This window comes from Nocardioides endophyticus (assembly GCF_039543845.1).
GTDB classification, from domain to species: Bacteria; Actinomycetota; Actinomycetes; order Propionibacteriales; family Nocardioidaceae; genus Nocardioides; species Nocardioides endophyticus.
This window is the reverse complement of sequence record NZ_BAABKN010000005.1, coordinates 362,036-386,372: the sequence shown is the minus strand read 5'-3', so window position 1 is coordinate 386,372 and position 24,337 is coordinate 362,036. Positions and strand designations below refer to the sequence as shown.

The 24,337-nt window shown below is 68.8% G+C and carries 20 protein-coding genes; 11 read left to right on the top strand and 9 right to left on the bottom strand.

The features are described from left to right. Window position 1: 1 nt before the first annotated feature. Entirely contained in the window at window positions 2-913 is a 912-nt protein-coding gene (locus ABEA33_RS04170; RefSeq protein WP_345525327.1) for an AEC family transporter, read from the bottom strand. 65 nt (window positions 914-978) lie between these two features. Between ABEA33_RS04170 and ABEA33_RS04165 the strand changes: the two genes are divergently transcribed. After that, complete coding sequence (locus ABEA33_RS04165) at window positions 979-1,899, top strand: 2-hydroxyacid dehydrogenase (protein ID WP_345525326.1); 921 nt, start codon at window positions 979-981, stop codon at window positions 1,897-1,899. A gap of 8 nt (window positions 1,900-1,907) precedes the next feature. Here the strand turns inward: ABEA33_RS04165 and ABEA33_RS04160 are convergent, their stop codons facing one another. Continuing rightward, on the bottom strand, window positions 1,908-3,149 hold the full coding sequence (locus ABEA33_RS04160) for an alpha-hydroxy acid oxidase (RefSeq protein WP_345525325.1): 1,242 nt from the start codon (window positions 3,147-3,149) through the stop codon (window positions 1,908-1,910). A gap of 68 nt (window positions 3,150-3,217) precedes the next feature. On the opposite strand from ABEA33_RS04160, the gene ABEA33_RS04155 reads away from it, so the two are divergent. Next, window positions 3,218-4,339, top strand: coding sequence for an L-talarate/galactarate dehydratase (locus ABEA33_RS04155; RefSeq protein WP_345525324.1), 1,122 nt, complete (start codon window positions 3,218-3,220; stop codon window positions 4,337-4,339). Beyond that, entirely contained in the window at window positions 4,336-5,013 is a 678-nt protein-coding gene (locus tag ABEA33_RS04150) for a FadR/GntR family transcriptional regulator (RefSeq protein ID WP_345525323.1), read from the top strand. Before ABEA33_RS04155 ends, ABEA33_RS04150 begins: the two co-directional genes overlap by 4 nt. A 4-nt stretch (window positions 5,014-5,017) precedes the next feature. Here the strand turns inward: ABEA33_RS04150 and ABEA33_RS04145 are convergent, their stop codons facing one another. From ABEA33_RS04145 to ABEA33_RS04125, 5 genes are read right to left on the bottom strand one after another with little or no spacing between them, the layout of a single operon-like run. Then, entirely contained in the window at window positions 5,018-6,292 is a 1,275-nt protein-coding gene (locus ABEA33_RS04145) for a glucarate dehydratase family protein (RefSeq protein WP_345525322.1), read from the bottom strand. After that, window positions 6,289-6,684: a universal stress protein gene (locus ABEA33_RS04140; protein WP_345525321.1), complete on the bottom strand. Its 396-nt coding sequence runs from the start codon at window positions 6,682-6,684 to the stop codon at window positions 6,289-6,291. The genes ABEA33_RS04145 and ABEA33_RS04140 overlap by 4 nt, the downstream gene beginning before the upstream one ends. Beyond that, entirely contained in the window at window positions 6,681-8,243 is a 1,563-nt protein-coding gene (locus ABEA33_RS04135; protein WP_345525320.1) for a tripartite tricarboxylate transporter permease, read from the bottom strand. The genes ABEA33_RS04140 and ABEA33_RS04135 overlap by 4 nt, the downstream gene beginning before the upstream one ends. 18 nt (window positions 8,244-8,261) lie before the next feature. Continuing rightward, window positions 8,262-8,801, bottom strand: a complete 540-nt coding sequence (locus ABEA33_RS04130) for a tripartite tricarboxylate transporter TctB family protein (protein WP_345525319.1) — start codon at window positions 8,799-8,801, stop codon at window positions 8,262-8,264. 40 nt (window positions 8,802-8,841) lie between these two features. After that, complete coding sequence (locus tag ABEA33_RS04125) at window positions 8,842-9,843, bottom strand: Bug family tripartite tricarboxylate transporter substrate binding protein (protein WP_345525318.1); 1,002 nt, start codon at window positions 9,841-9,843, stop codon at window positions 8,842-8,844. Between the two features lie 138 nt (window positions 9,844-9,981). On the opposite strand from ABEA33_RS04125, the gene ABEA33_RS04120 reads away from it, so the two are divergent. The 7 genes from ABEA33_RS04120 to ABEA33_RS04090 all read left to right on the top strand — a co-directional run bounded on the left by ABEA33_RS04120 (window position 9,982) and on the right by ABEA33_RS04090 (window position 19,280). Next, on the top strand, window positions 9,982-10,893 hold the full coding sequence (locus ABEA33_RS04120; protein WP_345525317.1) for a LysR family transcriptional regulator: 912 nt from the start codon (window positions 9,982-9,984) through the stop codon (window positions 10,891-10,893). 102 nt (window positions 10,894-10,995) lie between these two features. Beyond that, window positions 10,996-13,194, top strand: coding sequence for an MBL fold metallo-hydrolase (locus tag ABEA33_RS04115; protein ID WP_345525316.1), 2,199 nt, complete (start codon window positions 10,996-10,998; stop codon window positions 13,192-13,194). A 233-nt stretch (window positions 13,195-13,427) separates the two neighbouring features. After that, on the top strand, window positions 13,428-14,600 hold the full coding sequence (locus ABEA33_RS04110) for a mannonate dehydratase (RefSeq protein ID WP_345525315.1): 1,173 nt from the start codon (window positions 13,428-13,430) through the stop codon (window positions 14,598-14,600). 173 nt (window positions 14,601-14,773) lie between these two features. Continuing rightward, window positions 14,774-15,688, top strand: coding sequence for a 5-dehydro-4-deoxyglucarate dehydratase (gene kdgD / locus ABEA33_RS04105; RefSeq protein ID WP_345525314.1), 915 nt, complete (start codon window positions 14,774-14,776; stop codon window positions 15,686-15,688). Window positions 15,689-15,697: 9 nt separating this feature from the next. Further along, entirely contained in the window at window positions 15,698-17,200 is a 1,503-nt protein-coding gene (locus ABEA33_RS04100) for an aldehyde dehydrogenase (NADP(+)) (RefSeq protein ID WP_345525313.1), read from the top strand. After that, window positions 17,197-18,519, top strand: coding sequence for an enolase C-terminal domain-like protein (locus ABEA33_RS04095; RefSeq protein ID WP_345525312.1), 1,323 nt, complete (start codon window positions 17,197-17,199; stop codon window positions 18,517-18,519). Before ABEA33_RS04100 ends, ABEA33_RS04095 begins: the two co-directional genes overlap by 4 nt. Window positions 18,520-18,596: 77 nt before the next feature. Beyond that, window positions 18,597-19,280 (top strand): sulfite exporter TauE/SafE family protein, encoded by a 684-nt coding sequence (locus tag ABEA33_RS04090; protein WP_425577312.1) that lies wholly within the window; start codon window positions 18,597-18,599, stop codon window positions 19,278-19,280. 377 nt (window positions 19,281-19,657) lie between these two features. Here the strand turns inward: ABEA33_RS04090 and ABEA33_RS04085 are convergent, their stop codons facing one another. Beyond that, a complete protein-coding gene (locus ABEA33_RS04085; protein ID WP_345525438.1) occupies window positions 19,658-21,832 on the bottom strand; it encodes an MFS transporter in 2,175 nt (724 codons plus the stop codon). 74 nt (window positions 21,833-21,906) lie between these two features. Continuing rightward, window positions 21,907-22,341 carry a hypothetical protein gene (locus tag ABEA33_RS04080; protein ID WP_345525310.1) on the bottom strand — a complete coding sequence of 145 codons (435 nt, stop codon included), beginning with the start codon at window positions 22,339-22,341 and terminating at the stop codon, window positions 21,907-21,909. A gap of 116 nt (window positions 22,342-22,457) precedes the next feature. Here ABEA33_RS04080 and ABEA33_RS04075 point away from each other — a divergent pair, with 116 nt between their 5' ends. Beyond that, a complete protein-coding gene (locus ABEA33_RS04075) occupies window positions 22,458-24,269 on the top strand; it encodes a gamma-glutamyltransferase family protein (RefSeq protein ID WP_345525309.1) in 1,812 nt (603 codons plus the stop codon). Window positions 24,270-24,337 lie beyond the last annotated feature (68 nt).

Below are 24,337 nucleotides of genomic sequence, written 5' to 3'. Positions count from 1 at the left end.
GTCAGCCGAGCAGCACGGCGACCAGCAGTGCGATCGGGAGGCTGCACAGCGTGGTCAGCAGGATGCTCTCGCGGGCGACGTCCTCGCCCACGCGGTAGCGGGTGGCGTGCAGGAAGATGTTCTGGGCAGTGGGCAGGGCTGCGGTCAGCACAACGCCGAGCAGCACGGGGCCGTCGAGGCCCAGGGAGGTCCCGACGACCCAGGCGACGACGGGCATGAACGCGAGCTTCAGCACCGCCACCGTCGCGACCTCGCGGTTGTGCCCGGCTCGGCCCGGCAGGGGACTCAGACGCAGCGCTGCGCCGTACGACATCAGCATCAGGGGGATCGCAGCGCCGGCCAGCAGCTGCAACGGGTCGGCGACGGCCTGCGGCAGCGTCCATCCGGTGATCGCCAGGACCAGTCCGAGCAGCGCCGCGATCGTCAGCGGGTTGGTGGTCAGGCGGCGCAGCACCGCGACGGTGCCCGAGCCCCGGCCCGTGTGCCGGTCCAGGGCGATCAGGGCGATCGGCTGCACCACGAGCATCTGCACGAGCAGGGTCGGCACGACGACGGTGATGTCCTTGACGACGTAGGCCGCGATGGCGAGTCCGAGGTTGCCTGCGTTGACGTACGACGAGGCGAGCGACCCGATCAGCACGGTCCCGCCGTCCAGGCGCCAGCGCAGACGGGCGATTGCGGCGTACACGGTGAAGCTCGTACCGAGCGCGGCCGCCGACGCGAACAGGTTGGTGGCCGCGCCCTCGACCTCGACCTTGCTGATGGTGGTCACCATCAGCGCTGGTGAGGCAACGAAGAACGCGATCTCGCCGAGCGTGCGTTGGGAGCGGGCGTCCAGCACGCCGGAGTGGGCGAGCGCGACCCCGCAGCAGATCACGATGATGATCGTGGAGAAGCCGATCAGCAGGCCCATGGCGCCCCGTCTCGATGCTGCTTCGGCAATGGACGATGCCGGGCTGCCCTGCCTACGGTCGGGGCGTGAGTGATGGACGAGTGGTCATGGTCGGCACGCTGCGCGCGGAGCTGGACGCCGCCCTCCGGAACCGGTACGGCGCCGAACGCCTCGACGACCTCGACGCGTTCGCTGCTGCGGATGCCGTCGTCGCCGTCACCAGTGGTGTCTGCGGGGTGCGTGCCGAGCATCTCGATCGGCTGCCCGGGCTCGGTGCGATCGTGAACTTCGGTGTCGGCTACGACTCGACCGACGTGGCCGAGGCCGCGCGTCGCGGTGTCGCGGTGTCCAACACCCCGGACGTGCTCACCGACTGCGTCGCCGACACGGCCGTCGGTCTGGTGATCGACGTGATGCGTCGCCTCTCGGCCGCGGACCGCTTCGTACGGCGGGGCGAGTGGGAGCACGGCGTGCCCGCACTGGCCCGTCGCGTCACCGGTGCGCGGGTCGGCATCCTCGGACTGGGACGGATCGGACTCGCGATCGCGCACCGGCTCGCGGCCTTCGACGCGACGATCAGCTATCACAACCGACGGGAGCGCGACGACGTGGATTACGCGTACGCCGGCAGCGTCCTCGACCTCGCCCGGGACTGCGACGTGCTGGTCGTGGCCGCCGCCGGTGGGCCGCAGTCTCAGCGACTTGTGGACGCTGAGGTGCTCGACGCGCTCGGTCCCAGCGGCTTCCTCGTCAACGTCGCCCGCGGGACGGTTGTCGATGAGCCGGCCATGGTCGCCGCCCTCGAGGACGGGCGTATCGCCGGTGCCGGTCTCGACGTCTTCGCCGACGAGCCGCGCGTCTCGGCCGCGCTGCTCGACCGCGACGACGTCGTCCTCCTGCCGCACCTGGGCAGTGCCACGGTCGAGACCCGCGCTGCGATGACCGAGCTGGTGTTGACCAACGTGGAGCGCTTCCTGTCCGACGGCACCCTGGTGACGCCCGTCTGAGGCGGTCCTCACGATGCTCGCAGGCGCACGTGCCCGGGCCCGATGCTGTCGACGTCGGGCGTGCCGAGCAGGCACATCGCCCGCCGGAGCTCGTCGACCAGGAGGTCGAGCGTCGCGGTGACTCCGCGCTGACCGCCGACCATCAGCCCGTAGAGGTAAGCGCGTCCGACCATCACGCCTCGCGCACCGAGCCCGATCGCTGCGGCGATGTCGCCGCCCGAGCGGACGCCGGAGTCGACGTACACCTCCGCCCGGTCTCCGACGACGGGGACGACGTCGGGCAGCAGCTCGAGGGGGACCGGCGCCCGGTCCAACTGGCGTCCGCCGTGGTTGGACAACACGATGGCATCCGCTCCGGCGTCGACCGCCTCGACCGCGTCCGCGACGGACTGGACGCCCTTCACGACGACCGGCCCTTCCCACTGCTGCTTCAGCCAGGTGATGTCCGCGGGCCGGATCGCCTGCTCGCGAAGCTGGTTGGACATCCCCCAGCGGGCGTACGTCGAGCCCTCGGGGAACGTCGCGAACCGGAGCGGCTCGGTCGTGAGGATGTTGGCCACCCAGCCGGGATGCCGCCCCATCCCCGCGACGGTGCGCGCCGTCAGTTGCGGCGGGACGGCGAAGCCGTTGCGCTTGTCCTGGCGCTTCATCCCGGTGACCGTCGTGTTGATCGTCAGCATGATCGCCTCGTACCCGCGCTGCCGCGCCTCAGCCAGGTGCGCGAGGCTCACCGCTCGGTCCTTCATCAGGTAGAGCTGGAACCAATTGCGGCCGCCGGGCGCGGCCCGGGCGGTGTCGGTGATGGACGTTGTCGCGTACGTCGAGAGCGCGTACGGCACGCCGGCGGCCGCCGCTGCCGCGGCGACCGCGCGCTCACCCGTGTGGTGGCTCAGACGCGTGTAGCCCGTGGGGGCAAGGATGACCGGCGCGGCGGCCGTACGGCCCAGGATCGTGGTCGCCACGGTCGGCTCGGGCACCTGGCCGAATGCGGTGGGCCGCAGCTCGACCCGGTCGAACGCCGCGCGATTGCGGGCCAGCGCGAGCTCGCCGTCCGACCCGCCGTGCACGTAGTCCCAGACGGCCGCGGGCACTCGTCGTCGAGCCAGGCGTTCGAGGTCGTCGACGCTCAGGCAGCGTGCGAGACGCCGCTGCTCTGCGGTGCGCTGCACCGGACGGGCCTTGAGGAACGGCGCGACGTCGCGCCACTGGGGCATCTGACGGCGGTCCGTGGGAAGTGCGGTCGTCGACACCACTGGACTCCTCGCTACTTGTGTAATAACTTCGGAATTCATCATACAAGTTAACTGAAGGAGCCACCATGTCCGCCGACCGCATCCGCACCGTGACCCTGTCCCACGTCGTCCTGCCGCTGGACAACCCGGTCAGCGATGCCAAGGTCCTGACCGGGCGGCAGAAGCCGCTCACGGAGACCGTGCTGCTCTTCGTCGAGGTCCAGACCGAGCAGGGCCACCAGGGCATGGGCTTCAGCTACTCGAAGCGAGCCGGCGGCCCGGCCCAGTACGCCCACCTCAAGGAGGTCGTCGAGGTCGCGATCGGTCAGGACCCCTCCGACATCGCCAAGATCTACGAGTCGCTGATGTGGGCGGGCGCGTCGGTCGGCCGTTCCGGCGTCGCGACCCAGGCGGTAGCGGCCCTCGACGTCGCGCTGTACGACCTCAAGGCGCGGCGCGCGGACCTTCCACTCGCCAAGCTCCTGGGCGCGCACCGCGACTCCTGCCGCGTCTACAACACCTCCGGCGGCTTCCTCCAGGCATCGGTCGAGGAGATCAAGGAGAAGGCGACCGCCTCGGTGGAGTCGGGGATCGGCGGCATCAAGATCAAGGTCGGCCAGCCCGACTGGGCCGAGGACCTGCGCCGGGTCGCCGCGCTGCGCGAGCACCTCGGTGACACCCCGTTCATGGTCGACGCCAACCAGCAGTGGGACCGCGCCCGCGCGCGCCGGATGTGCCGCGAGCTCGAGCAGTTCGACCTGATCTGGATCGAGGAGCCGCTGGACGCCTGGGACGCCGTGGGCCACGCCGACCTGTCGCGGAGCTTCGACACCCCGATCGCCACCGGCGAGATGCTGACCTCGGTGCCCGAGCACATGGCGCTGATCGACGCGGGCTATCGCGGCATCGTGCAGCCGGACGCACCGCGCATCGGTGGCATCACGCCGTTCCTCCGCTTCGCCACGCTGGCGTCGCACGCCGGACTCGCGCTCGCCCCGCACTACGCGATGGAGATCCACCTGCACCTCGCCGCGGCGTACCCGAGCGAGCCGTGGGTCGAGCACTTCGAGTGGCTCAACCCGCTGTTCGACGAGCGCATCGAGATCCGCGACGGGCAGATGTTCGTGCCGGACCGTCCGGGACTTGGCTTCACGCTGAGCGAGCGCATGCGCCAGCTCACCAAAGAAACCGCTACCTTCGGCTCGTGACGACCACCCTCGCCCAGACCGTCGTCGCCGGCCTGAAGTCGCGCATCCTCGCCGGCTCCCTAGCCCCAGGGACCAAGCTGCCCTCCGAGGCGGAGCTGATCGAAGAGTACGCCGTCTCGCGGACCGTGATCCGCGAGGCGGTGACGCGGCTGCGCGCCGAGGGACTGGTCGAGACCTTTCAGGGACGCGGCTCGTTCGTCCTGGCGATGCCGGAGCCGACGTCGTTCACGGTCGAGGCGTCGGCGATCCGCACGCAGGCCGACGTGCTGGCGATGGTCGACTTCCGGCTCGGCATCGAGAGCGAGGCGGCGTACCTCGCCGCGACGCACCGCACGAAGGCCGGGGCCGACGCGGTGCGAGCGGCCCTCGAGGCATTCTCCACGGCAGAACCCGAGGAGGCGGTGGAGGCGGACTTCGCCTTCCACCGTGCCGTCGCTGCGGCCAGCGGCAACCGCTTCTACCTCGACCTGCTCGACTCGATCGGGCCGATGATGATCATGCTGCCGCGCACCCGGCTGCCCGAGGAGTTCTCCCCCACCGACTCCGCGCACGTCGAGCGGGTCCGCCGCGAGCACGACAATGTCGCCGCGGCGGTGATCGCCGGCGACGCCGAGACCGCGCGCGCCGCGATGCGGGTGCACCTCGGCAACACCCGCCGACGTCTTCAGTCCTGAGCGGTCACCAACGTGCGGTGTTCGGCCTGAAGGACGGATCGATCGACTGCATGTAGACGGTGTCCTCGCGCCGGCGTACGCCGCAGGTGAGGTACTGCTCGTGCAGGACCCCGAGCTGGTCACGGTCGAGCTCGACCCCGAGCCCGGGGCCGGTCGGCACCACCACCGACCCACCCTCGAACGACAGCACGCCGGGCACGATCAGGTCCTGCGTCTTCCACGGGTAATGGGTGTCGCAGGCATAGGTCAGGTGCGGCGAGGCGGCCGCCAGGTGAACCATCGCGGCGAGGGAGACTCCGAGGTGCGAGTTGCTGTGCATCGACAGCCCCATCCCGAAGGTCTCGGTGATGCCGCCGAGCAGCGCCGAACGTCGCAGACCACCCCAGAGGTGATGGTCGCTCAACACGATCTGCACGGCGTTCACGGCAACCGCTGGGGCCAGGTGCTCGAAGGCAATGACGCACATGTTGGTTGCGAGCGGCACATCGGTCCGTGCCGCGACGTACGCCATGCCTTCGATGCCGGGCGTCGGGTCCTCGAGGTACTCCAGGACACGGGCCAGGCGCTCGGCGACGCGGACAGACATCTCGGGCGTCCAGCCGGCGTTCGGGTCCAGCCGCAGTGGCACCCCCGGGAACGCCTCGGCCAGAGCCTCGATTGCCGCGCACTCGTCGTCTGGGTGGAAGACGCCGCCCTTGAGCTTGAGAGAGCCGAAGCCCCAGCCGTCGATCATGCGCTTCGCCTGGGCCACGATCCCGTCGGGGTCCAGGGCCTCGCCCCAGTCGTCGTCGGGTAGTCCCGGGTGGCCGGCCCACTTGTAGAACAGGTAGCCGCTGAACGGCACTCGGTCGCGCACGGCTCCGCCGAGCAGATCACTGACCGGCCGACCGGCTTCACGGGCCTGCAGGTCGAGGCAGGCGACCTCGAACGGCGAGTACACGGTGGCGACGGCAGACGAGACGTCGAGCATGCCTCCGAAGGAGGCACCGGCGCCGCCGGTCTCCCGGCCGAGCACCCCGGCCACGAGTCGGTGCAGGCCGTGCAGGTCGTAGGGGTCGTGGCCGGGCAGGACGGACGCGACCGCCTCGAGGCGGGCCAGGTGGCTCTCGTCGGCGTACGTCTCGCCCAAGCCCAACAAGCCGTTGTCCGTGTGGAGTTCCACGATCGCGCGCAAGGCCCACGGTTGGTGGACTCCGACGACGTTGAGCAGAGGCGGATCGCCGAAAGCGACCGGAGTGACGACGACCCGGCTGATGCGTGATTGGGTTGAGGCACTCATGCAGACGGCTTCACGGCCAGCACCGGCACCGTTGCCTCGAGCAGGATGCGCTGAGCGTCGCTGCCGAGAACCAGCTTGCCGACCGGCGAACGCCTGCGCAGGCCGATCACGATCAGGCGGGCGCCGGTCGAGGCGACAAGGGCCTCGAACGCCGAGACCAGGTCGGGTCGGTGGTCCGTGTGGTCAACCCTCGCCTTGACGCCTGCGGCGCTCGCCCGAGCGACCAGGGCCGCATCGGCGGCGGTGTCCACGAGGTCGGCATCAACGGTCGCCCCGCGCCGAGGGCTGTTCACGATCACGACGTCGTCACCTCGTGCTGCCGCTTCGGCGAACCCGGCTTCGAGCGCGGCCTCGCCGACGGGAGTGGGGACGTACCCGATGAGAAGGGTCATCGCAGGCCTGCTTCCTGGTCGTGGTTCTCAGAGTCGGAGGTCGCCGGGGCAGACGTCGCCGGGTCGGGCGTTGTGGGAGTACGCCGCCGGAACAGCAGCTTGATCAGCGGCAGCAGCAGCACGAGCAGGAGGAAGGCCAGGATCGATCCGGAGATCGGTCGGGTGACGAAGCCGGTCGGGTCGCCGTCGAAGATCAGCATGGAGCGGCGGAAGCTCGACTCCATCAGCGATCCGAGCACGAAGGCGAGCACCAGCGGGCCGGGCTCGAAGCCGGTCTTCTTCATCAGGTAGCCGAGGATGCCGAAGGCGATCATCACGAAGATGTCGAAAACGGAGTTGTTGATCGTGTAGACGCCCAGGATGGTGATCAGTGCGGTGATCGGGGCCAGGATCGCCGGCCGCACCCGCAGGATCTTCACGAAGACGCCGACCAGCGGAATGCTCAGCATCAGCAGGATCAGGTTGCCGATGTACATCGAGTTGATGACACCCCAGAACATCTCCGGGTTGTCGTCGATGAGCTGAGGGCCGGGCTGCACGCCGACGACGAGGAACGCCGCGAAGAGCATCGCCATCGAGGCGTTGGCCGGGATGCCGATCGTCAGGAGCGGAATGAAGGACGAGGTGGCTGCGGCGTTGTTGGCCGACTCCGGCCCGGCGACGCCCTCGATCGCCCCGCGCCCGAAGCGGGAGGGGTCCTTGGCGACGCGCTTCTCCGCGGCGTAAGACGCGAGGGAGGCCATCACGGCACCGCCCCCCGGCAGCACCCCCAGGAAGAAGCCGATGACCGAGCCGCGACCGATGGCCGGTGAGGCCTCCTTGAGGTCCTTGCGCGAGGGCCAGATATTGGCGATCGCGGCGGGCACGTGGGCCTTGCCGTGCCGCTCCTCGAGGTTGTAGAGGATCTCGCCGACTCCGAAGAGACCCATGGCGACGACGACGAAGTCGATCCCACTCTGGAGCTGGAGGGTGTCGAAGGTGAAGCGGTTGGCGCTGGTGAAGCTGTCGCTGCCGACCGTGGCGAGGAGCAGGCCCACCGCCGCGGCGGCGAGCGCCTTGATCGTGTTGCCGTTGCCGACTGTGGCAACCAGCAGGACGCCGAGCAGCGCGAGGGCGGCGTACTCCGGCGGGCCGAAGTCGAGCGCGTAGCCGGCGACGATCGGGCCGAGCAGGGTCAGCCCGATGATGGAGATCGTGGCGCCGACGAAGGAGCCGATCGCGGCGATGCCGAGGGCGGTGCCGGCCTTGCCCTGCTTGGCCAGCGCGAAGCCGTCGAAGACGGTGACCACCGAGCTTGCCTCACCGGGGATGCGAAGCAGGACCGAGGTGATCGTGCCGCCGTACTGGGCGCCGTAGTAGATGCCCGCGAGCATGATGATCGCCGAGACCGGGTCGCTGGCGTTGTAGGCGATCGGCAGCAGGATCGCCATGGTGGCGGCGGGGCCGAGGCCGGGCAGCACGCCGATGAGCATCCCGATCAGGACGCCGATCAGGCAGTAGAGCAGGTTGGTCGGCTGGGTCACGACTCCGAAGCCGTCGAGGAAGGCGTTCCAGTCCATCGGGGTCTCCTCTCGGGATCAGAAGGCGAGCAGGTGGGGCAGGGGGATCTTCAGGGCGTAGAGGAACAGCAGGTAGAACGCCGCGGTCATGGCGACCGAGATGACGATCGTGCTGCGCCAGGTCTCGCCGCCGAGGAAGCGGAGCCAGATGATGCAGAGCAGGACGGCCGGGATCTCGAAGCCGATCGACGGAAGCAGCACGCCGAGGCCGACGAATGTCGCCCCGCCGGCGAGGACGAGCAGGCTGGCCTTGGTGAACTTCTCGGCGTCGTCGAGGTGGCGACCTACGATGAGTAGCACCACGGCGAGCACCACGATCAGCGCCGAGACTGCGAAGGGCCACAGGCCGGGGCCGGGTCGCCGGAGCGACCCGAGCCCGTAGCCGTAGGCGAGATAGCCCGCCAGGAGCCCGAAGGCGAGGAGCACGAGCGCGGCCGCGACCTGGTAGGCCGGGCCACCCACGGGCGGTCGCTCGTCCGCCAGGTCTCGGGCGACCTCGGCCTGGAGCTCGGCCAGGATGTCGGGCTCGGCGCCGGCACGTGTCTCGTGCTCGCTCATGTCTCTCGCCTCTCCGGTCGGGGTGGGGTCGGGCGGGAGGTCAGCTGGCGTCGCCGAGGTCGATGTCGTACTCCTCGACGAGGTCGGCGTAGCGCTGCTTGTCCTCTTCGAGCATCGTGACGACCTCGTCGCCGGGGATCTCCAGCGGCGTCAGGCTGTTCTGCTTGTTGAAGTCCTGGTAAGCCTCGGTCTCGAAGGTCGCCTGCATCGCCTCGGCGATCGCGTCCTGGACGTCTTGCGGCGTGCCCTTCGGGACGGTCATGAAGCGGTACTGCGAGACCTCGACGTCGAGACCTTGCTCCTGTGCGGTGGGCACGTCGGGGAGGGAGTCGACGCGCTCGGGCCCGAAGACGGTCAGCGGCACGATCTTGCCGGCCTCGATGTTCTCGACGGCCTCGCCGATCTGGAGGCAGGCCGTGTCGACCTGGTCGCCGAGGAGTGCGGTCAGCGCGGGGGCGCCGCCGTCGAAGGGGATCGCCTCAGCAGGGGTCTTGTTGACGTTGAAGGTCAGCGCGCAGGCGAGCTGGGCGCCGGTTCCGACTCCGGTCGTGCCGTAGGTGATCTTGCCGTCGGCGCTCGAGAGGTCATCGATCGAGGTGAGTCCGGAGCCCTTGCTCGCGACGAGCACGTAGTCGTCTCGGGACACGCCCTGTACGACGTCGAAGTCCGAGATGTCGGTGACCTCGTCTTCGCCGACGGCGAGCGGGGTGATGGCGAAGAGTGACGCGTTCTGCACCGAGATCGTCGAGCCGTCAGGCTTGGCCTTGGCGACCTCGGCAGCGGCGAGCGCGCCGTTAGCGCCCTCGCGGTTGATGACGGCGAACGTGCCGCCGAGCTCGTCGGAGAGGCCCTTCGAGATCTGGCGACTGATCAAATCGGAGGAGCCGCCTGCGGAGGCGCCGACCGGCATCTCGACCGCTCCGTTCGGGTAGTCGCCGGAGTTGCTGCCGCCTCCGGCGGTGTTCTCGACGCCGCCGCAGGCGGTCAGGGCAAGACTCGCGCCGCCGATCGCGGCGGCGAGGCGGATGGTGTGCTTGCGCATCGTGGACTCCTTGATCCAGGACGTCAGGACGCGGGACCCCGACGTGGTGTGATCACCGACACTAGGGAGCGGGGTCGATGCTCGTCCAAGCCCGTTTCAGCATGGAGTGATCCACTGCGCGCATCGTAGGGTGAGAACGTGATCACCCTCGACCAGGTCCAGTCGTTCGTCGCCGTCGCCGAGGAACTGCACTTCGGACGCGCTGCCGAGCGGCTGCAGATGACGCAGCCTCCGCTGTCGCGGCAGATCCAGAAGCTGGAGAGGTCGATCGGCGCTCAGCTGCTCGAGCGGGACAATCGCCGGGTCGCACTGACTGGAGCCGGCGTCGCGTTCCTGGACGAGGCCTACCGCTTACTCAACCTGGTCGACAGTGCGGGCGACCTGGCCCGACGCGTCGACGCCGGTGCGGCCGGTGTCCTGCGGCTCGGGTTCACCGCGGTGTCCGCCATCTCGATCCTCGGTCCTCTGCTTCGGCGGCTGACCGCCGAGCTGCCCGACGTGGAGGTGCGACTCTCGGAACGGGTGACGAACGCGCAGGTCGACGGGATCCGCCGCGGTGAATTGGACATCGGTCTTGCCCGCCCTCCGTTCGACACAGCGCTGCTCTCCTCGCGGGTCATCCTGCGCGAACCGCTCATGGCAGTCGTCCCCGAAGCGCACCCGCTGGCGGCGCTGGACAGGCCGCTGACCCCACAGGACTTAGAGGGGGAGTCCGTCATTGGCTACAACCCGCAGCAGTCGCGCTACTTCGATGAGCTGACGGTGCGGTTCCTCGCCAACGCTCATCCGCGCATCGAGCAGCGCGTGCACCAGGTGCTCACGGCGATCTTGCTAGTCGCCGCCGAGCGCGGCCTCGCTCTCGCGCCTGCCTCGGCGAGCTCGCTCCACGTCGAAGGTGTCGTCTTCAAGCAGCTCGACCACGGTGGCGGCGACACCCGGCTGGACGCGGACCCCGAGCGACCCGTCGAGCTGCACGCCATCTGGTCCCGCGGTGCGCTCACCCCAGTCATGCGACGTGTTCTGGACGTGGTCACCGCAATTGACGAGTAGCCCCGTGATCCCGGCCGGCATCGTGCGATGCCCGATCGGTCTTGGCTGAGACGTACGTCACGCTCCTACTGTCGCTCTACCTTCTCGGGACAGGAGCACAGCATGGACAAGCACGTGATGGGTGGTGTCGGTCTTCTTCTGCTCGCGACCGGCGCCCTGACCGCCGCACCGGCGGTCGGGACCCCGGATCGACACGGCGGGGACGGAGGCGTGGCCAGCGTCGAGGTGGGGCTCGTCGTGGGTCCGGCAGCGGTGGTCAGCGCGCGGGGTGCGAACAGGGTGGAGCTGCCGGTCCTCACGGACGGTCGGCGCACTACGGTCGTGACCGAGCCTCTTGACGCCGCCTCGGCTCAGGCGGTCGCGGGCAGTGTCGCGTCCGGTGCGCTGGTCGACTTCACGGTGCGCCGAGGGCAGGTCCAGGTCCCCGGCGACGTCGCCGAGACGTTCCACGTCTCACTGGTCAAGGGGGCCCGGCCGGTCTTCGACACCCAGAAGTACGGCGCGGAGCTCGCCGCGCGCGCCGGCCGACCGGGCGCCATGGTCGCGGCCGGGTGGGTGTACGGCAAGGACCGTCGCTCGATCACCATCGGCGATGGACGCAAGCTCACCGAGGACATCGCCGGCCGGGCGCTGCCGCGGCCCAGCAAGCGCTACGAGGAGACCTACCGGGTGAGCAACGACGCGGAGGTGTACGCCGTGAACACCGCGGACTGGTCCACGTCGCGGCGCTCCTCCCTGGCGGCGGTGCCGGTGACCCGGGACTACGCGTACAGCACGACGCAGCGGCAGGCGGCGTTCGTGGTCTTCGACCGCAGCTACCGATCGGCACGCTCGGCGAAGGTGGAGAAGGTCTACTACTTCACCCCGCAAGACGTCTCCGACGGCAAGCCGGTGTGGGACGTGCCGACGCAGAGTGACCTGCTGACCGACAAGGGGGTCGACCCGGTCTCCGGCAGGCCCTACGTCGAGATCTCCGCGACCGGCGTCTCCAACGCGCCGTACACCCGCAGCACGGAGCCGTTCGAGATCGTGCCCGACACCTTCTACTACGTCGGCGACAACGAGGTCTCGCTCTACCTCTTCGACACCGACATGGGCACCCGATCCACGCGCGACGACAAGCTCGTCCTCGTCGACACCGGTTGGCCCAACAGCGGCTACCAGTACTGGAAGAACATCGAGGCGATGGGCCACGACCCGCGAGACGTCGACCTCGTGATCATGCCGCACGGGCACGGTGACCACTACGGCACGACCGTCGAGCTGGTCACGATGATCGAGAACGCCGGAGGCCGGGTGCAGCTGCTCTCGCCGAAGGAGGACGTGGACGGACTGGGCCAGGACGCAGTCGGCAACATCTGGAACCTGCCGCCGGCTCTTCCTGCTAGCGAGACGGAGATCCGGGAGCGCACGGGCTTCACGAAGTACGACAAGTGGATGGACTTCGGCAATGTGCGGCTGCTGCCGCTGTGGTCGCCGGGCCACACTCCGGGCTCGACGTCGTTCGTGTTCGACATCGAGAACCCCGAAACGGGGGAGCGGCTCGACTTCGGCTACATGGGTGGCTACGGGTGGAGCCCCAAAATGGTCAGCCCGACCAACGGCTGGCAGCGGCTGGGCTTCGCCTACAACCTGGCCTGGCTCCAGCAGCGTGTCGATGCCGACTATGCCGCCCCCCAGCACGCCAACCAGTTCCCGCTGATCGAGATCTACCAGGCGCTCAAGGCGTACAACAACGAACCGGCCAACCGCCGGCGCCAGCTCACCATGCTCGACGCCATGACCCGAGGCGAGTTCGTGAATCAGTTGGAGAAGCGGTACGCCGTTGCCACCAACGCCGTGTCTGACACCCAGCCCGGCTACCAGAGCATCGAGAGCTTCGGGCCCTTCAAGCCCGGCCGGGAGAGCGGCGTCCAGGACGCTCGGGTGACGCTGGCCGACGACGGGATGGTCCTGCACGGCTACGACAAGGCGATGAACGTCAACCCGCGCATCCCACTGCTGGCCGACGGCGTCACCATCAACCTCGACAGCCACGTGCATGACCCGAACGGCTGGTATGTCCAGTTCGAGCTCGACGTCCTCGACTCATACGGCGGCTTCCTGCCGGGGGTGGGTCCGGTCGAGTCCATCAGGCCCGAGACGACCGAGGTGCTGCGCACCCAGCGGTTCGACACTCGCGCAGAGGCGGAGGCTGTGCTGGCGACCGTCCGGGCCGGCGGCACCTACCGCGTCGACCTCACCAAGGCCAGTGCCATCGTGATCCCGAGCGACGGGAGTCCGGTCTTCGACACCGAGTAGACAGCCGGACCCGCGGCCGTCCGGTCGGCTCGACATCGTGTCGGGCCGACCGGGCGGCCGTCCTGCGTTCGCGCGACGTGACGGCCCACCAGGGCCCGGAATGTGATGCAGGCCACGCATCCAGCGATGCGGAAACGGACGTGGACCGGCTCGGAGGACGAGCGGAGACTCGGCAATGAGACGACCAGCTGCCGTTCATCGGGGACGACAGAGGAGTCCGGAGGGAGACGCTCGTGAGCACCAACGCAGTCAACAGAAGGGCCCTGATCCAAGGAGGCGTCGTCGCTGGCGCAGCGCTGTCCGCCACCGCGGTCGCCGGTGTCGAGTCCGCAACTGCGTCGGGGATGCGGAAGGGGCGTCCTGGCCGGGTGCCACGGATGGTGGTCGGCACTCAGCGCCGAGCCAGCACCGTCGAGGCCCTGCGCGAGTTCAAGCGGCACGGCGTCGAGCGAGTGTGCGGCTACCCGCCGAACCCGCCCCGCGACCAGGGCACCGGTGAACGCGGGTACTGGCTCGAGGCGGAGGTGGCGCAGACCAAGGAGTTCATCGAGAGCGAGGGACTCGAGATGGACATGGTCGCTCTGCCGTTCCTCGGCTCGACCCTCATTGACCGCGACCGTCGGCCGGCCATCATGCTCGGTCGCAGCCCCGAGCGGGACCGCGACATCGACGACGTGCAGCGCAACATCGAGGTCTGCGCGTCCGTCGGCGTCTCGACGATCAAGTACAACCAGAGCATCCTCGGGGTGCTGAGCACCGGCGAAGTGCCAGGTCGCGGAGGATCCGTGCTCCGCCAGTTCCGCGCCTCCGACCTGGACCGGTCCCTGCCGGACACGATCGCCGGCAAGGTCGACGCCGACACCTTCTGGGAGCGCATCGAGTACTTCGTCGACCGGGTGATGCCGGTGGCGACGCAGTACCGGGTGCGGATGGCGTGCCACCCGCAGGACCCGGGGACGCCCCCTGGTGGCTACCGCGGCGTTGAGGAGAACGTGCTGAGCGTTCCCGGAGGCGAGGGTCTGTTCACGTTCCTGCGTCTGAACCGCAGTCCGTACCACGGACTCAATCTGTGCTGCGGGACGTTGGCCGAGATGTTGTGGAACCCGGCTGAGGAGATCTACCCGATCTTTCGCAGGCTGGTGCGCACCGAGCGGGTGTTCAACATTCACCTGCGCAACATCAAGGGCCGGCGCAACGACTTCGTGGAGTGTTGGCCGGACGAGGGCGTGGTCGACCACGCCAGGATCATCAACATTGCGGCCGACGAGGGGTACACCGACGCGATCGACCCCGACCACATCCCGGACAGCGATGCGGACGAGACCGGGGCGCAGGGGTACGCCCACGGCTACGGGTTCATCGCCGGCGCGATCGCCGGCGCCCGGCACCGCAGAACGCGGACCTGACGAGTCGCAACGGGCGAGGACCGGGCGGCGGGAAGCCGCCGCTCCGGTCCTCGACTCTTCGCACATCGATGCACCACGCGCATCACTGCATTCAAATTCGGGCTTGGACAAGCATCGTTCTGCCTCCCTAGCGTGATGACCACTACCTCCACACCGACGAGAAGGACCGCCTCGTGACCGAGTACAGCCCGACCGACCTGGCCGCACAGTTGAAGAGCGGGCTGCTCTCGTTCCCGGTCACGCACTTCACCGACGACCTGAGCTTCGACGACGGTGCGTACCGCAAGCACCTCGCATGGCTGGCGGAGTACCCCGTCGCGGGCCTCTTCGCCGCCGGGGGGACAGGAGAGGGCTTCTCGCTCACCTTCGAGGAGACCGACCGCGTCGTCCGCACCGCCGTCGACGAGGTGGCCGGCGCCGTCCCGGTGCTCGCTCCCGCTACCGGTAGCACCGCCAACGCCGTCGCACAGGCCAAGGCGGCCGAGGCGGCCGGCGCGGACGGCCTGCTGCTGATGCCGCCGTACCTCACCGAGGCGAGCCAGGCCGGCCTGGTCGAGCACGTGTCGGCGGTCTGCCGGGCCTCCGGGCTGGGCGTCATCGTCTACAGCCGCGCCAACGCCGTCCTCAACGACGTGTCGGTGGCCGCGATCGCCGACCGGAACCCGACGCTGATCGGGTTCAAGGACGGCGTGGGCAACATCGAGCAGATGACTCGCACCTACGCACGCGTCGGCGACCGGCTGACGTACATCGGCGGCCTGCCGACAGCGGAGACGTTCGCGCTGCCACTGCTCCAGCTCGGGGTGAGCACCTACTCCTCCGCGCTCTTCAACTTCCTGCCGCAGTGGGCGATCGAGTTCTACGACGCCGTGCGTGTCCAGGATCGTGACGAGGTCTACCGTCGGTTGAACGAGTTCGTCATCCCCTACCTCGACATCCGCGACCGCACGTCCGGGTACGCCGTCTCCATCGTCAAGGGCGGCCTCGCCGCCGTCGGTCGTCCGGCCGGACCCGTGAGGCCACCACTGACCGACCTGCGGGACGAGGAGGTCGCGGAGCTCCGCGACCTGATCGCCCGCATCCCCTGAAAGGACGACATGTCTGAGCACCCCCGATCGATCATCGCCGGAACCGAGGCCGACGAGGCCGACGTCGTCGCCGCGACCTCCGCAGCCGTCGAGGCGTTCGGCGCCTACCGGGCGACGACTCCGGGTCAGCGAGGAGACTTCCTGGAGGCGGTCGCCGCCGAGATCGAGGCCGACAAGGACGCAATCGTCGAAGCCGCCGTCGCCGAGAGCAACCTGCCCGAGGCGCGCATCTCCGGCGAGGTCGGGCGCACCACGGGCCAGCTGCGGATGTTCGCGAGCGTCGTACGCCGCGGCGACCACCTCGGCGTACGCATCGACCCGGCTCTGCCCGACCGCGCCCCGATGCCCCGTGCTGACATCCGCCAGCGACACATCGCCCTGGGCCCGGTTGCGGTCTTCGGCGCCAGCAACTTCCCTCTCGCGTTCTCAACCGCAGGCGGCGACACCGCGTCGGCGCTGGCGGCAGGATGTCCTGTCGTGGTCAAGGGTCACCCGGCACATCCTCGGGCCGGGTACCTCGCGGCCGCAGCCGTCACCCGCGCCGTGGAGAAGGCCGGCCTGCCTCTCGGCACGTTCTCCTTCCTACTCGCCCCCGGTGGGCAGAGCAGCATCGATCTCGGCCAGTCCCTCGTCACGGACCCACGGATCAAGGCCGTGGGCTTCACCGGCTCCCGCGGCGGCGGCCTCGCACTCGTGGCTGCAGCCGCCGCGCGACCCGAACCGATCCCGGTGTACGCCGAGATGTCCTCGATCAACCCCGTGGTCGTGCTCCCCGGGGTCCTCGCCGACGGCGACGTCACTGCGCTCGCGTCGGCGTACGTAGGCTCGCTGACGCTCGGCGCCGGGCAGTTCTGCACCAACCCTGGCCTGCTCTTCCTTCCGCGTGGCGACGCGGGTGACGACTTCCTCGTCGCCGCCGGGAACGCTGTTGCGGAGGCCGTCGGCGGCACCATGCTCACGCCGGGCATCGCCACGGCGTACGAGAAGGGCACCGCCAACCTCCGGGACGTTTCCGGTGTGCGCATCGTCGGACAGGGCAGCGACGGAGGGGAGCACGCCCCCGCCCCGCTGCTCCTGGAGTCGCCGACGCTCACCGGTGTCACCGACGAGGTGTTCGGCGCTTCGGGCGTCGTGGTCCGGTACGACGACGTGGCCGACCTGCTGCCGCACCTCGAGTCGCTCGAGGGTCAGCTCACCGCGACCGTCCACGCGAACGATGCCGACGCCGACGACGCGGCACGCCTGCTGCCGGTCCTGGAGTTGAAGGTCGGTCGGATCCTCTTCAACGGGTGGCCGACCGGGGTCGAGGTCGGGCACGCGATGGTGCACGGTGGCCCGTTCCCGGCGACGTCCGACTCCCGGAGCACGTCGGTCGGGAGCCTCGCCATCGAACGGTTCCAGCGTCCGGTCGCCTACCAGGATGTGCCGTCCGGGGTGCTTCCCGAGGCCGTCCGCGATGACAACCCATGGGGACTGGCCCGGCGGATCGACGGGGAGCTGCAGTTGCCGTGACGGTCACGATCGCGCAGGTCGAGGTGGTCCCGGTCGCGGGCCGCGACTCGATGCTGCTCAACCTCAGCGGCGCGCACGCGCCGTACTTCACGCGCAACCTCGCAATCGTCACCGACAGCGACGGTCGAGAGGGCGTCGGCGAGGTGCCAGGTGGCGAAGCCATCCGAACCACGATCGCCGACGCGGTCGAGCTCCTGGTCGGGCAGCCGGTCGCGACCTACCGATCGCTGCTGCGCAGCGTCGCCGCCCGGTTCGCCGACAGGGACGCGGGTGGACGTGGGCTGCAGACGTTCGACCTGCGCACCACCGTGCACGCCGTCACCGCGCTGGAGTCCGCGCTGCTCGACCTTGCCGGGCAGGAACAGGGGGTTCCGGTCGCGGAGCTTCTCGGTGACGGACAACAGCGGACCAGCGTGCCGATGCTCGGCTACCTCTTCTACATCGGCGACCCGGACTCCGCCGACCTGTCCTACCTGCGCGAGCCCGACGGCGCCGACGACTGGGAGCGAGTGCGTCGCGAAGAGGCGCTCACCCCGGAAGCGGTCGTCCGCCTCGCGGAGGCGGCGCAGCAGCGCTACGGCTTCACCGACTTCAAGCTCAAGGGCGGCGTGCTCCCGGGCGAGCAGGAGGTCGCCGCCGTCACCGCGCTGCACGACAGGTTCCCCGACGCCCGGATCACCCTCGACCCCAACGGCGGCTGGCTGCTCGACGATGCGGTCCGGCTTCTGCGCGGTCAAGACGACGTGCTCGCCTACGCCGAGGACCCGTGCGGTGCTGAGGGTGGCTTCTCCGGACGCGAGGTGATGGCCGAGTTCAAGCGTCTCACCGGGCTGCGCACGGCCACCAACATGGTCGCGACCGACTGGCGCCAGCTGGCACACGCCGTACGCACCAATGCCGTGGACATCCCGCTCGCGGACCCGCACTTCTGGACGATGGCGGGTTCGGTCCGGGTCGCCCAGCTCTGCCACGACTTCGGACTGACCTGGGGCTCGCACTCCAACAATCACTTCGACATCTCGCTGGCGATGTTCACCCAGGTCGGTGCCGCCGCCCCCGGTGAGATCACCGCGCTCGACACCCACTGGATCTGGCAGGACGGGCAGGGGCTCACCGAGCACCCGCTGCAGATCCGAGACGGCGCCATCGATGTGCCGACCACGCCCGGGCTCGGTGTCCGCCTCGACCGAGCGAAAGTCGCTGCCGCGCACGAGCTCTACCTTGAGCACGGGCTGGGTGCTCGTGACGACGGCATCGCCATGCAGCACCTCCTGCCGGGATGGTCCTTCGACCCCAAGCGCCCCTGCCTGGTCCGCTGAACAGCGAGACGCTCTGGTTGGTGCTCGCCGGCGTCGGTGCGGGTCTGACTGGATCAGTCGCCGGCCTCGCGTCTCTCGTGAGCTACCCCGCGCTCCTCGCGGTCGGACTGCCGCCGGTGACGGCCAACGTGACGAACACGGTCGCGCTCTTCGGGGTCACCGGCGGGACCATCGCCGGGTCGCAGCGCGAGCTCCGCGGACAGGGCAGGCGCCTCCTGCGCCTGGTCGTCGTCTCGGTCCTCGGTGGGGCGGTCGGCGCTGCGTTGTTGCTGCTGACTCCCGCCGAGGCGTTCGAGACGATGGTGCCGTGGCTGCTCGGGCTGGGTTCGCTGCTGTTGCTCGCCCGAGATCGGGTGCGGTCGTGGGTCTCCGCGCGACCCTCGAACGGCCTGAGTTTCGACGGCGTCCGGCGTACGGCGACCTGGGCGACCGTCGTGTTTGCGCTCGGCGTCTATGGCGGCTACTTCGGCGCTGGCGTCGGCATCATCGCCCTCGCGGCTTTGGCCCTGGAACGCTCTGAGCCGCTGCCGGTGACGAATGCGGTCAAGAACGTCGCAACCGGCGCCGCGAACGGCGCCGCCGCCATCACCTACATCCTCTTCGCTCCAGTGCAGTGGTCCGCAGCCATCGCCCTCGGCTGCGGCGCCGTCGTCGGTGGACTCGTTGGTCCGTCGATCGTCCGGGTCGCTCCAGAGACCGCCTTGCGGTGGCTGGTCGGTTCGGCCGGCCTGCTCCTGGCCGTGCGTCTCGCGACCAACTGACGGGGAAGACGTTCCGCATCGGTGACCGCGCCCGGAGTCGGTACCCGGGCACTCCCTGTTGTTCGGGCCTGGCGGACGAGCGTCGCGCGCGGACGTTCAGATGTCGGATGCGGGCCGGTGCGCGGGCAGCAACTCCGCTGGGCCTCAGCACCTTCGATCACTGGAGACGTCGGATGTCGTAGCGACGACGAGCGTCTCGGCGAGTAGCTTGGGGTGGCGGGCTTCGTTGCACACGAGGTGCCGGCGGGCACCCGTGGCGCTCGCACCGGTTCGGCATCGATTGCGCCTAAACGAAGCGCCGAAGGGCGGCCGCAAACCGCCCTTCTCGGCGGGACGGACGAAGTGCGTCTTCGAGGAGTGCGCGGGGGGCGTTGTCTTCAGGCGTGGGACTTGTTGCTTTCCACCCACCGTGCGGTGGCTTCGTTCGAGGATCTCAAGTGGGAGACCATGAGCCGTCGGGCAAGGCGTGCGTCGTGGTTGATGATCGCGGAGGCGATGCCCTCGTGCTGCTCGAGATTCTTGAGCAGCAGGCGTGAGTTGCCTGCATAGGCGCCGTAGGAGAGATTCTGGGGTAGGCGCCGCTTGAGTTCCGCGATGCTGAGGACGAGCTGATGGTTACCCGAGGCCTCAACGATGACCGAGTGGAACTGGTTGTTCGACTCGACCCATCGCTCCGCCTGGATCCGCTGGTCTTCCTCATTCTCGCTGAGCTGTTGTATCGCGTCGCCGAAGCCTTCCCAGGCTTCGCGCATGCGCTTCAGCTGCGCGTCGTTGATGCGCTCGGTCGCGAGCTCTGCGGCGAAGCCTTCCAGCTCTGCACGGACTGCGCCGATCTCGCGGATGTCCTTGCCGGAGTGCCCGTTGACCCGTGCGCCCCGGTGGGGATCGATCGCGACCACGCCTTGTGAATGCAGGATCTTCAGGGCTTCTCGCACCGGGGTGCGGCTTACGCCGAACTCCTCGGCCAGGGCTCCGTGCCGCAGCCATGCGCCGATGGGGATCTCTCCTGACAGGATCCGTCGTTGGAGGGCGGCGACGATTCGATCGCTGATCGGTTCTGCCGGCGTCGGTTCAGGAGCGTCGGCGGGTTGGCCGATGGTCATGAAGCCCCCTTCGCGAGTCGTGTGGCACTGCCCGATCGTAGCGGCTGACGGGCCGCACGTCGGCGTCCTGTTGCATCTGGCCCTCGCTAGATGAGATGCGAGTTTGCTTCCTCCGGCGGTCCTGCGTGGAATCAGCATCGCGACGGCGGCCGCTAGCACTAGCGCAGTCGACATAGCCCAGAACCCATGCGTGTAGCCCGTTTCGCGGGGGAGCCCGTCGGCGGCGTGGTCCGCGGTCACGATGCCAGCGATCACGGCTGTGCCGATCGATCCGCCGATCGTGCGAATGTTGGCGTTCATCCCTGTGGCTACGCCGGTCTGACCAGGCGGCACTGCCGCGACAATGAGGTTCGACAGGCACGCCAGGACGAGCCCTGTTCCCACGCCCATCGCGGCATTCGCGACGTAGTGCATCCACCTCTCGCTGTGAGCCACCGCGAGCATAGCCATCGAAGCCGCGGACACGAGGCACCCCAGGATCACGACCGCCTTCGGTCCGGTCATTCTGACGAGGGTGCCGGAGAGCATTCCGACTGAGAACATCGTGCAGGCCATGGGCAGCAGGATGATCCCGGACTCAGTGATCGATGCGCCGAAGCCGTAGCCCGTCGAGGTGGGGGTCTGGGTGAACTGGGGCAGGAATGCGTAGCCCGCGTAGATGCCGAACCCGACAAGGAGGCTGACCGAGTTCGTGATCGCCACGGTGGGCAGTTTCATCATCGGCATGTCGATCAGGGGCGCCGCGGATCGCAGCTCGATCGTGACCCAGACCGCGAACAGCGCAACGGCACCGGACAACAGACCGAGGGTCGGCGGAGAGGACCAGCCCCATGAGTGGCCACGGCTTACCGCGAGCAGGAGACAGACCAGCCAGCTCGACAGCAGGATCACTGGCGCCACGCTGATGGGGCCTGGCGCACTCGAGGGCGAGTCTGGGATGACGAGATGCGCTGCGGCGGCGGCTAGGCCGGTGACGATCGACGGGAGCCAGAAAAGCCAGTGATAGCCCATGAACTGCACGATGGGTCCCGCCAGCACGATGCCGATGCCGCCTCCGACGGCGCCTAGCGAGGCAAGGAGGCCGATGGCACCCGGGACTCTCCGACCGGGGAGCTCGTCGCGGATGATCCCGAATGCCAGGGGAAGGACTCCGCCGCCAGCGCCCTGGATGACACGTCCGATGATCATGACGCTGATTTGTTCAGCGACGCCGGAGACCAGGGAGCCGACGGTCAGGCAGACGAGCGCGCAGACCAGCATGCGCCGTTTGCCGATCGCGTCGCCGACGCGGCCGATGATCGGAGTGCAGATCGAGGCGGACAACAGGTAGACCGTCATGACCCAGGTGACTGTGCTCTGATCGGTCTTGAGCTCGGTCTGCATCTGCGACAGGACCGGTGTGATCAGCGACTGGACCAGGGCGAAGCTGGTGACTGCGACCGCGAGGATGGTGAAGGTCGCTCGCTCGTGGCCGCGCCCCGAGGCGCTCGGCCGGGAACGGCCCGCGGAGGCGGGCGGCGCGGTCAGTGGTCGGGGTCTAGCACGGTGTGCGGCCGGGTGGTCGCGCCCCGGCCGTTGGTCTGGGACTCAGAGGGGCCTTCGGACGGCGACTCCTCGCCGATGAGCTCGATGATGTAGTGCGTCACGGGATGGTCTTCGAGGTTGCGAATGCGGTGGGGCACGAGAGGCCCGCCTCGACCAACGGTCTTGAAGAACGCGAACCCACGCTCGGCGTGCTGGACGATCGGCCACTCGTCCTGCCCAAGCTCTTGGGCTTCGGCCCGTCCGGCATCCGGCCACAGGATCAGGTGGTCGTGGTGGTGCTCGTGGAAGTCGAACATGCCGCCGGCCGGGAGGTTCATGGCCCAGACCCGCACCCGTTCGTTCTCGAAGATCAACTCGTCACCGGGGGTAGGGGGATATCCAGTGACGGAGACGGGGTGTGGCTTCGTGGTCATGCGCGTTCTCCTAGATCGCGGGGCGGAAAGGTCGGGGTGCCGTGGAGCATTGAACATGCGTAGTATTGCATCCAATCGGTGAAAGTATAGATGCAGATACGACTAAGGGGCAACGCGTGGTCAAGAGTGCGAGCCAGGGTCTTCAGGCCCGACCGGACCTGACGGGATCGTTCGGCATGTGCGCGTCGACGCATTGGATCGCGTCCTCCTCGGCGCAGGCAGTACTCGAGAGAGGAGGCAACGCTTTCGACGCCGCCTTCGCGGCGGCCTTTGTGCTTCATGTCGTCGAGCCGCACCTGAACGGGCCAGGTGGAGATCTGGTCGCGCTGATCGCGCCCGCCGACAAGACACCGCAAGTGTTGATGGGCCAAGGTCCTGCGCCACTGGCTGCCTCGATGGAGCACTTCCGCGCAGAGGGCCTCGACAAAGTGCCCGGCGCTGGTGCGCTCGCCGCAGCGGTCCCCGGTGCGGTCGATGCATGGCTGCTGATGTTGCGCGACCACGGGACGTGGGAGCTCTCAGACCTCCTCGAGTATGCGATCCACTACGCCTCGTTCGGGCACCAGATCATCCCTCGTGCGGCTGAAGCCATCGCGGCCGTGGCCTCCCTGTTCCGCGAGAGCTGGCCATCCTCGGCCGCACTGTGGCTGACTGACGGCGTCGCGCCGCAAGCGGGCGAGGTCGTTCGCAACCCGGACTACGCACGCACCCTTGGCCGGCTCGTGGAGGAATCGTCGACTCGGGCCGGAGAGGGCGGGAGTCGCGTCGAGCGCGTCGAGGCGGCCCGTCTCATCTGGCGCTCCGGATTCGTCGCGGAAGCTGTGGACGAGTTCGTGCGCTCGACCCCGCACCTGCACTCGTCCGGAACGGTGCACCGCGGGGTTCTCACGCTGAAGGACATGGCGGCGTTCCGGGCGACGTACGAGGCGCCCGTAACCGGATCGTTCCGGGGAGTCCACATCCTCAAGGCCGGGCAGTGGTCGCAAGGCCCCGTCCTTCTGCAGGCATTGGCCATCCTCGACGGATTCGAGGACGACGACTTGGATCTCACGACCGACGTCGGGGTCCATCACGTGCTGGAGGCGCTCAAGTTGGCGATGGCCGACCGCGAGGCCTACTACGGCGAAGGGCTCTCTCAGCACGATCTGAGGGATCTGCTCTCGGTCGAGTATGCGAAGGAGCGCCGCTCCCTGATCGGCGCTGCGGCAACGCATCAAATGCGCCCGGGCCGACTGCCGGGAAGGGATGAGCCACACCTGGGGGCGTTCGATCTCGCTGGTCAGATGCCGGCCGCGCACGCCGGAGTGGGAGAGCCGACCGTTTCTGAGTCCGGGGTGGTGCAGGGCGATACCTGCCATCTCGACGTTGTGGACCGATGGGGCAACGCAGTGTCCGCGACCGCGTCCGGGGGCTGGCTGCAGTCCTCGCCAACGATTGCGCCACTGGGATTCGCGCTGGGGACACGGTTGCAGATGGCATGGCTCGATGCGCGCAGCCCGTCAGCCCTCCGGCCAGGGAAGCGCCCACGCACGACGTTGACGCCGACGATGCTCGTGCGAGACGGAGCAGTCGTGAGTGCGTTGGGCACACCTGGAGGCGATCAGCAGGATCAGTGGCAGGTCGTCTACCTCGTCAACACCCTGGTGGCGGGCTTGACCCCTCAACAGGCGATCGAGGCACCCACGTTCCACTCCACGAGCTTCCCAGGCAGCTTCTGGCCACGTACATGGACACCTGGAGGTGCCGTGGTCGAGGACCGGCTTGGCGATGAGCTGATCGCAAAACTCATCCGTCGGGGTCATGTGGTGACCAGGGCCGGCGACTGGGCGCTCGGCCGAATGTCGTCGGTCAGCCGTGATCCATCGACGGGGTTGCTCGCGGCCGCCGCGAACCCTCGGGGTGCCCAAGGGTACGCGGTCGGCCGGTGAGGAGTCGACGAGCGTGCAGCCGATCGCGGCCCACGTAAACACTTTGTTTCGACCCTGGCCGATCCCCC

What these genes read in the sequence shown, in the direction of transcription:
- ABEA33_RS04170 (WP_345525327.1), bottom strand. Translation starts at nt 913, where the DNA reads ATGGGCCTGCTGATCGGCTTCTCCACGATCATCATCGTGATCTGCTGC.
- ABEA33_RS04155 (WP_345525324.1), top strand. Translation starts at nt 3,218, where the DNA reads ATGTCCGCCGACCGCATCCGCACCGTGACCCTGTCCCACGTCGTCCTG.
- ABEA33_RS04145 (WP_345525322.1), bottom strand. Translation starts at nt 6,292, where the DNA reads ATGAGTGCCTCAACCCAATCACGCATCAGCCGGGTCGTCGTCACTCCG.
- ABEA33_RS04140 (WP_345525321.1), bottom strand. Translation starts at nt 6,684, where the DNA reads ATGACCCTTCTCATCGGGTACGTCCCCACTCCCGTCGGCGAGGCCGCG.
- ABEA33_RS04135 (WP_345525320.1), bottom strand. Translation starts at nt 8,243, where the DNA reads ATGGACTGGAACGCCTTCCTCGACGGCTTCGGAGTCGTGACCCAGCCG.
- ABEA33_RS04130 (WP_345525319.1), bottom strand. Translation starts at nt 8,801, where the DNA reads ATGAGCGAGCACGAGACACGTGCCGGCGCCGAGCCCGACATCCTGGCC.
- ABEA33_RS04125 (WP_345525318.1), bottom strand. Translation starts at nt 9,843, where the DNA reads ATGCGCAAGCACACCATCCGCCTCGCCGCCGCGATCGGCGGCGCGAGT.
- ABEA33_RS04115 (WP_345525316.1), top strand. Translation starts at nt 10,996, where the DNA reads ATGGACAAGCACGTGATGGGTGGTGTCGGTCTTCTTCTGCTCGCGACC.
- ABEA33_RS04100 (WP_345525313.1), top strand. Translation starts at nt 15,698, where the DNA reads ATGTCTGAGCACCCCCGATCGATCATCGCCGGAACCGAGGCCGACGAG.
- ABEA33_RS04080 (WP_345525310.1), bottom strand. Translation starts at nt 22,341, where the DNA reads ATGACCACGAAGCCACACCCCGTCTCCGTCACTGGATATCCCCCTACC.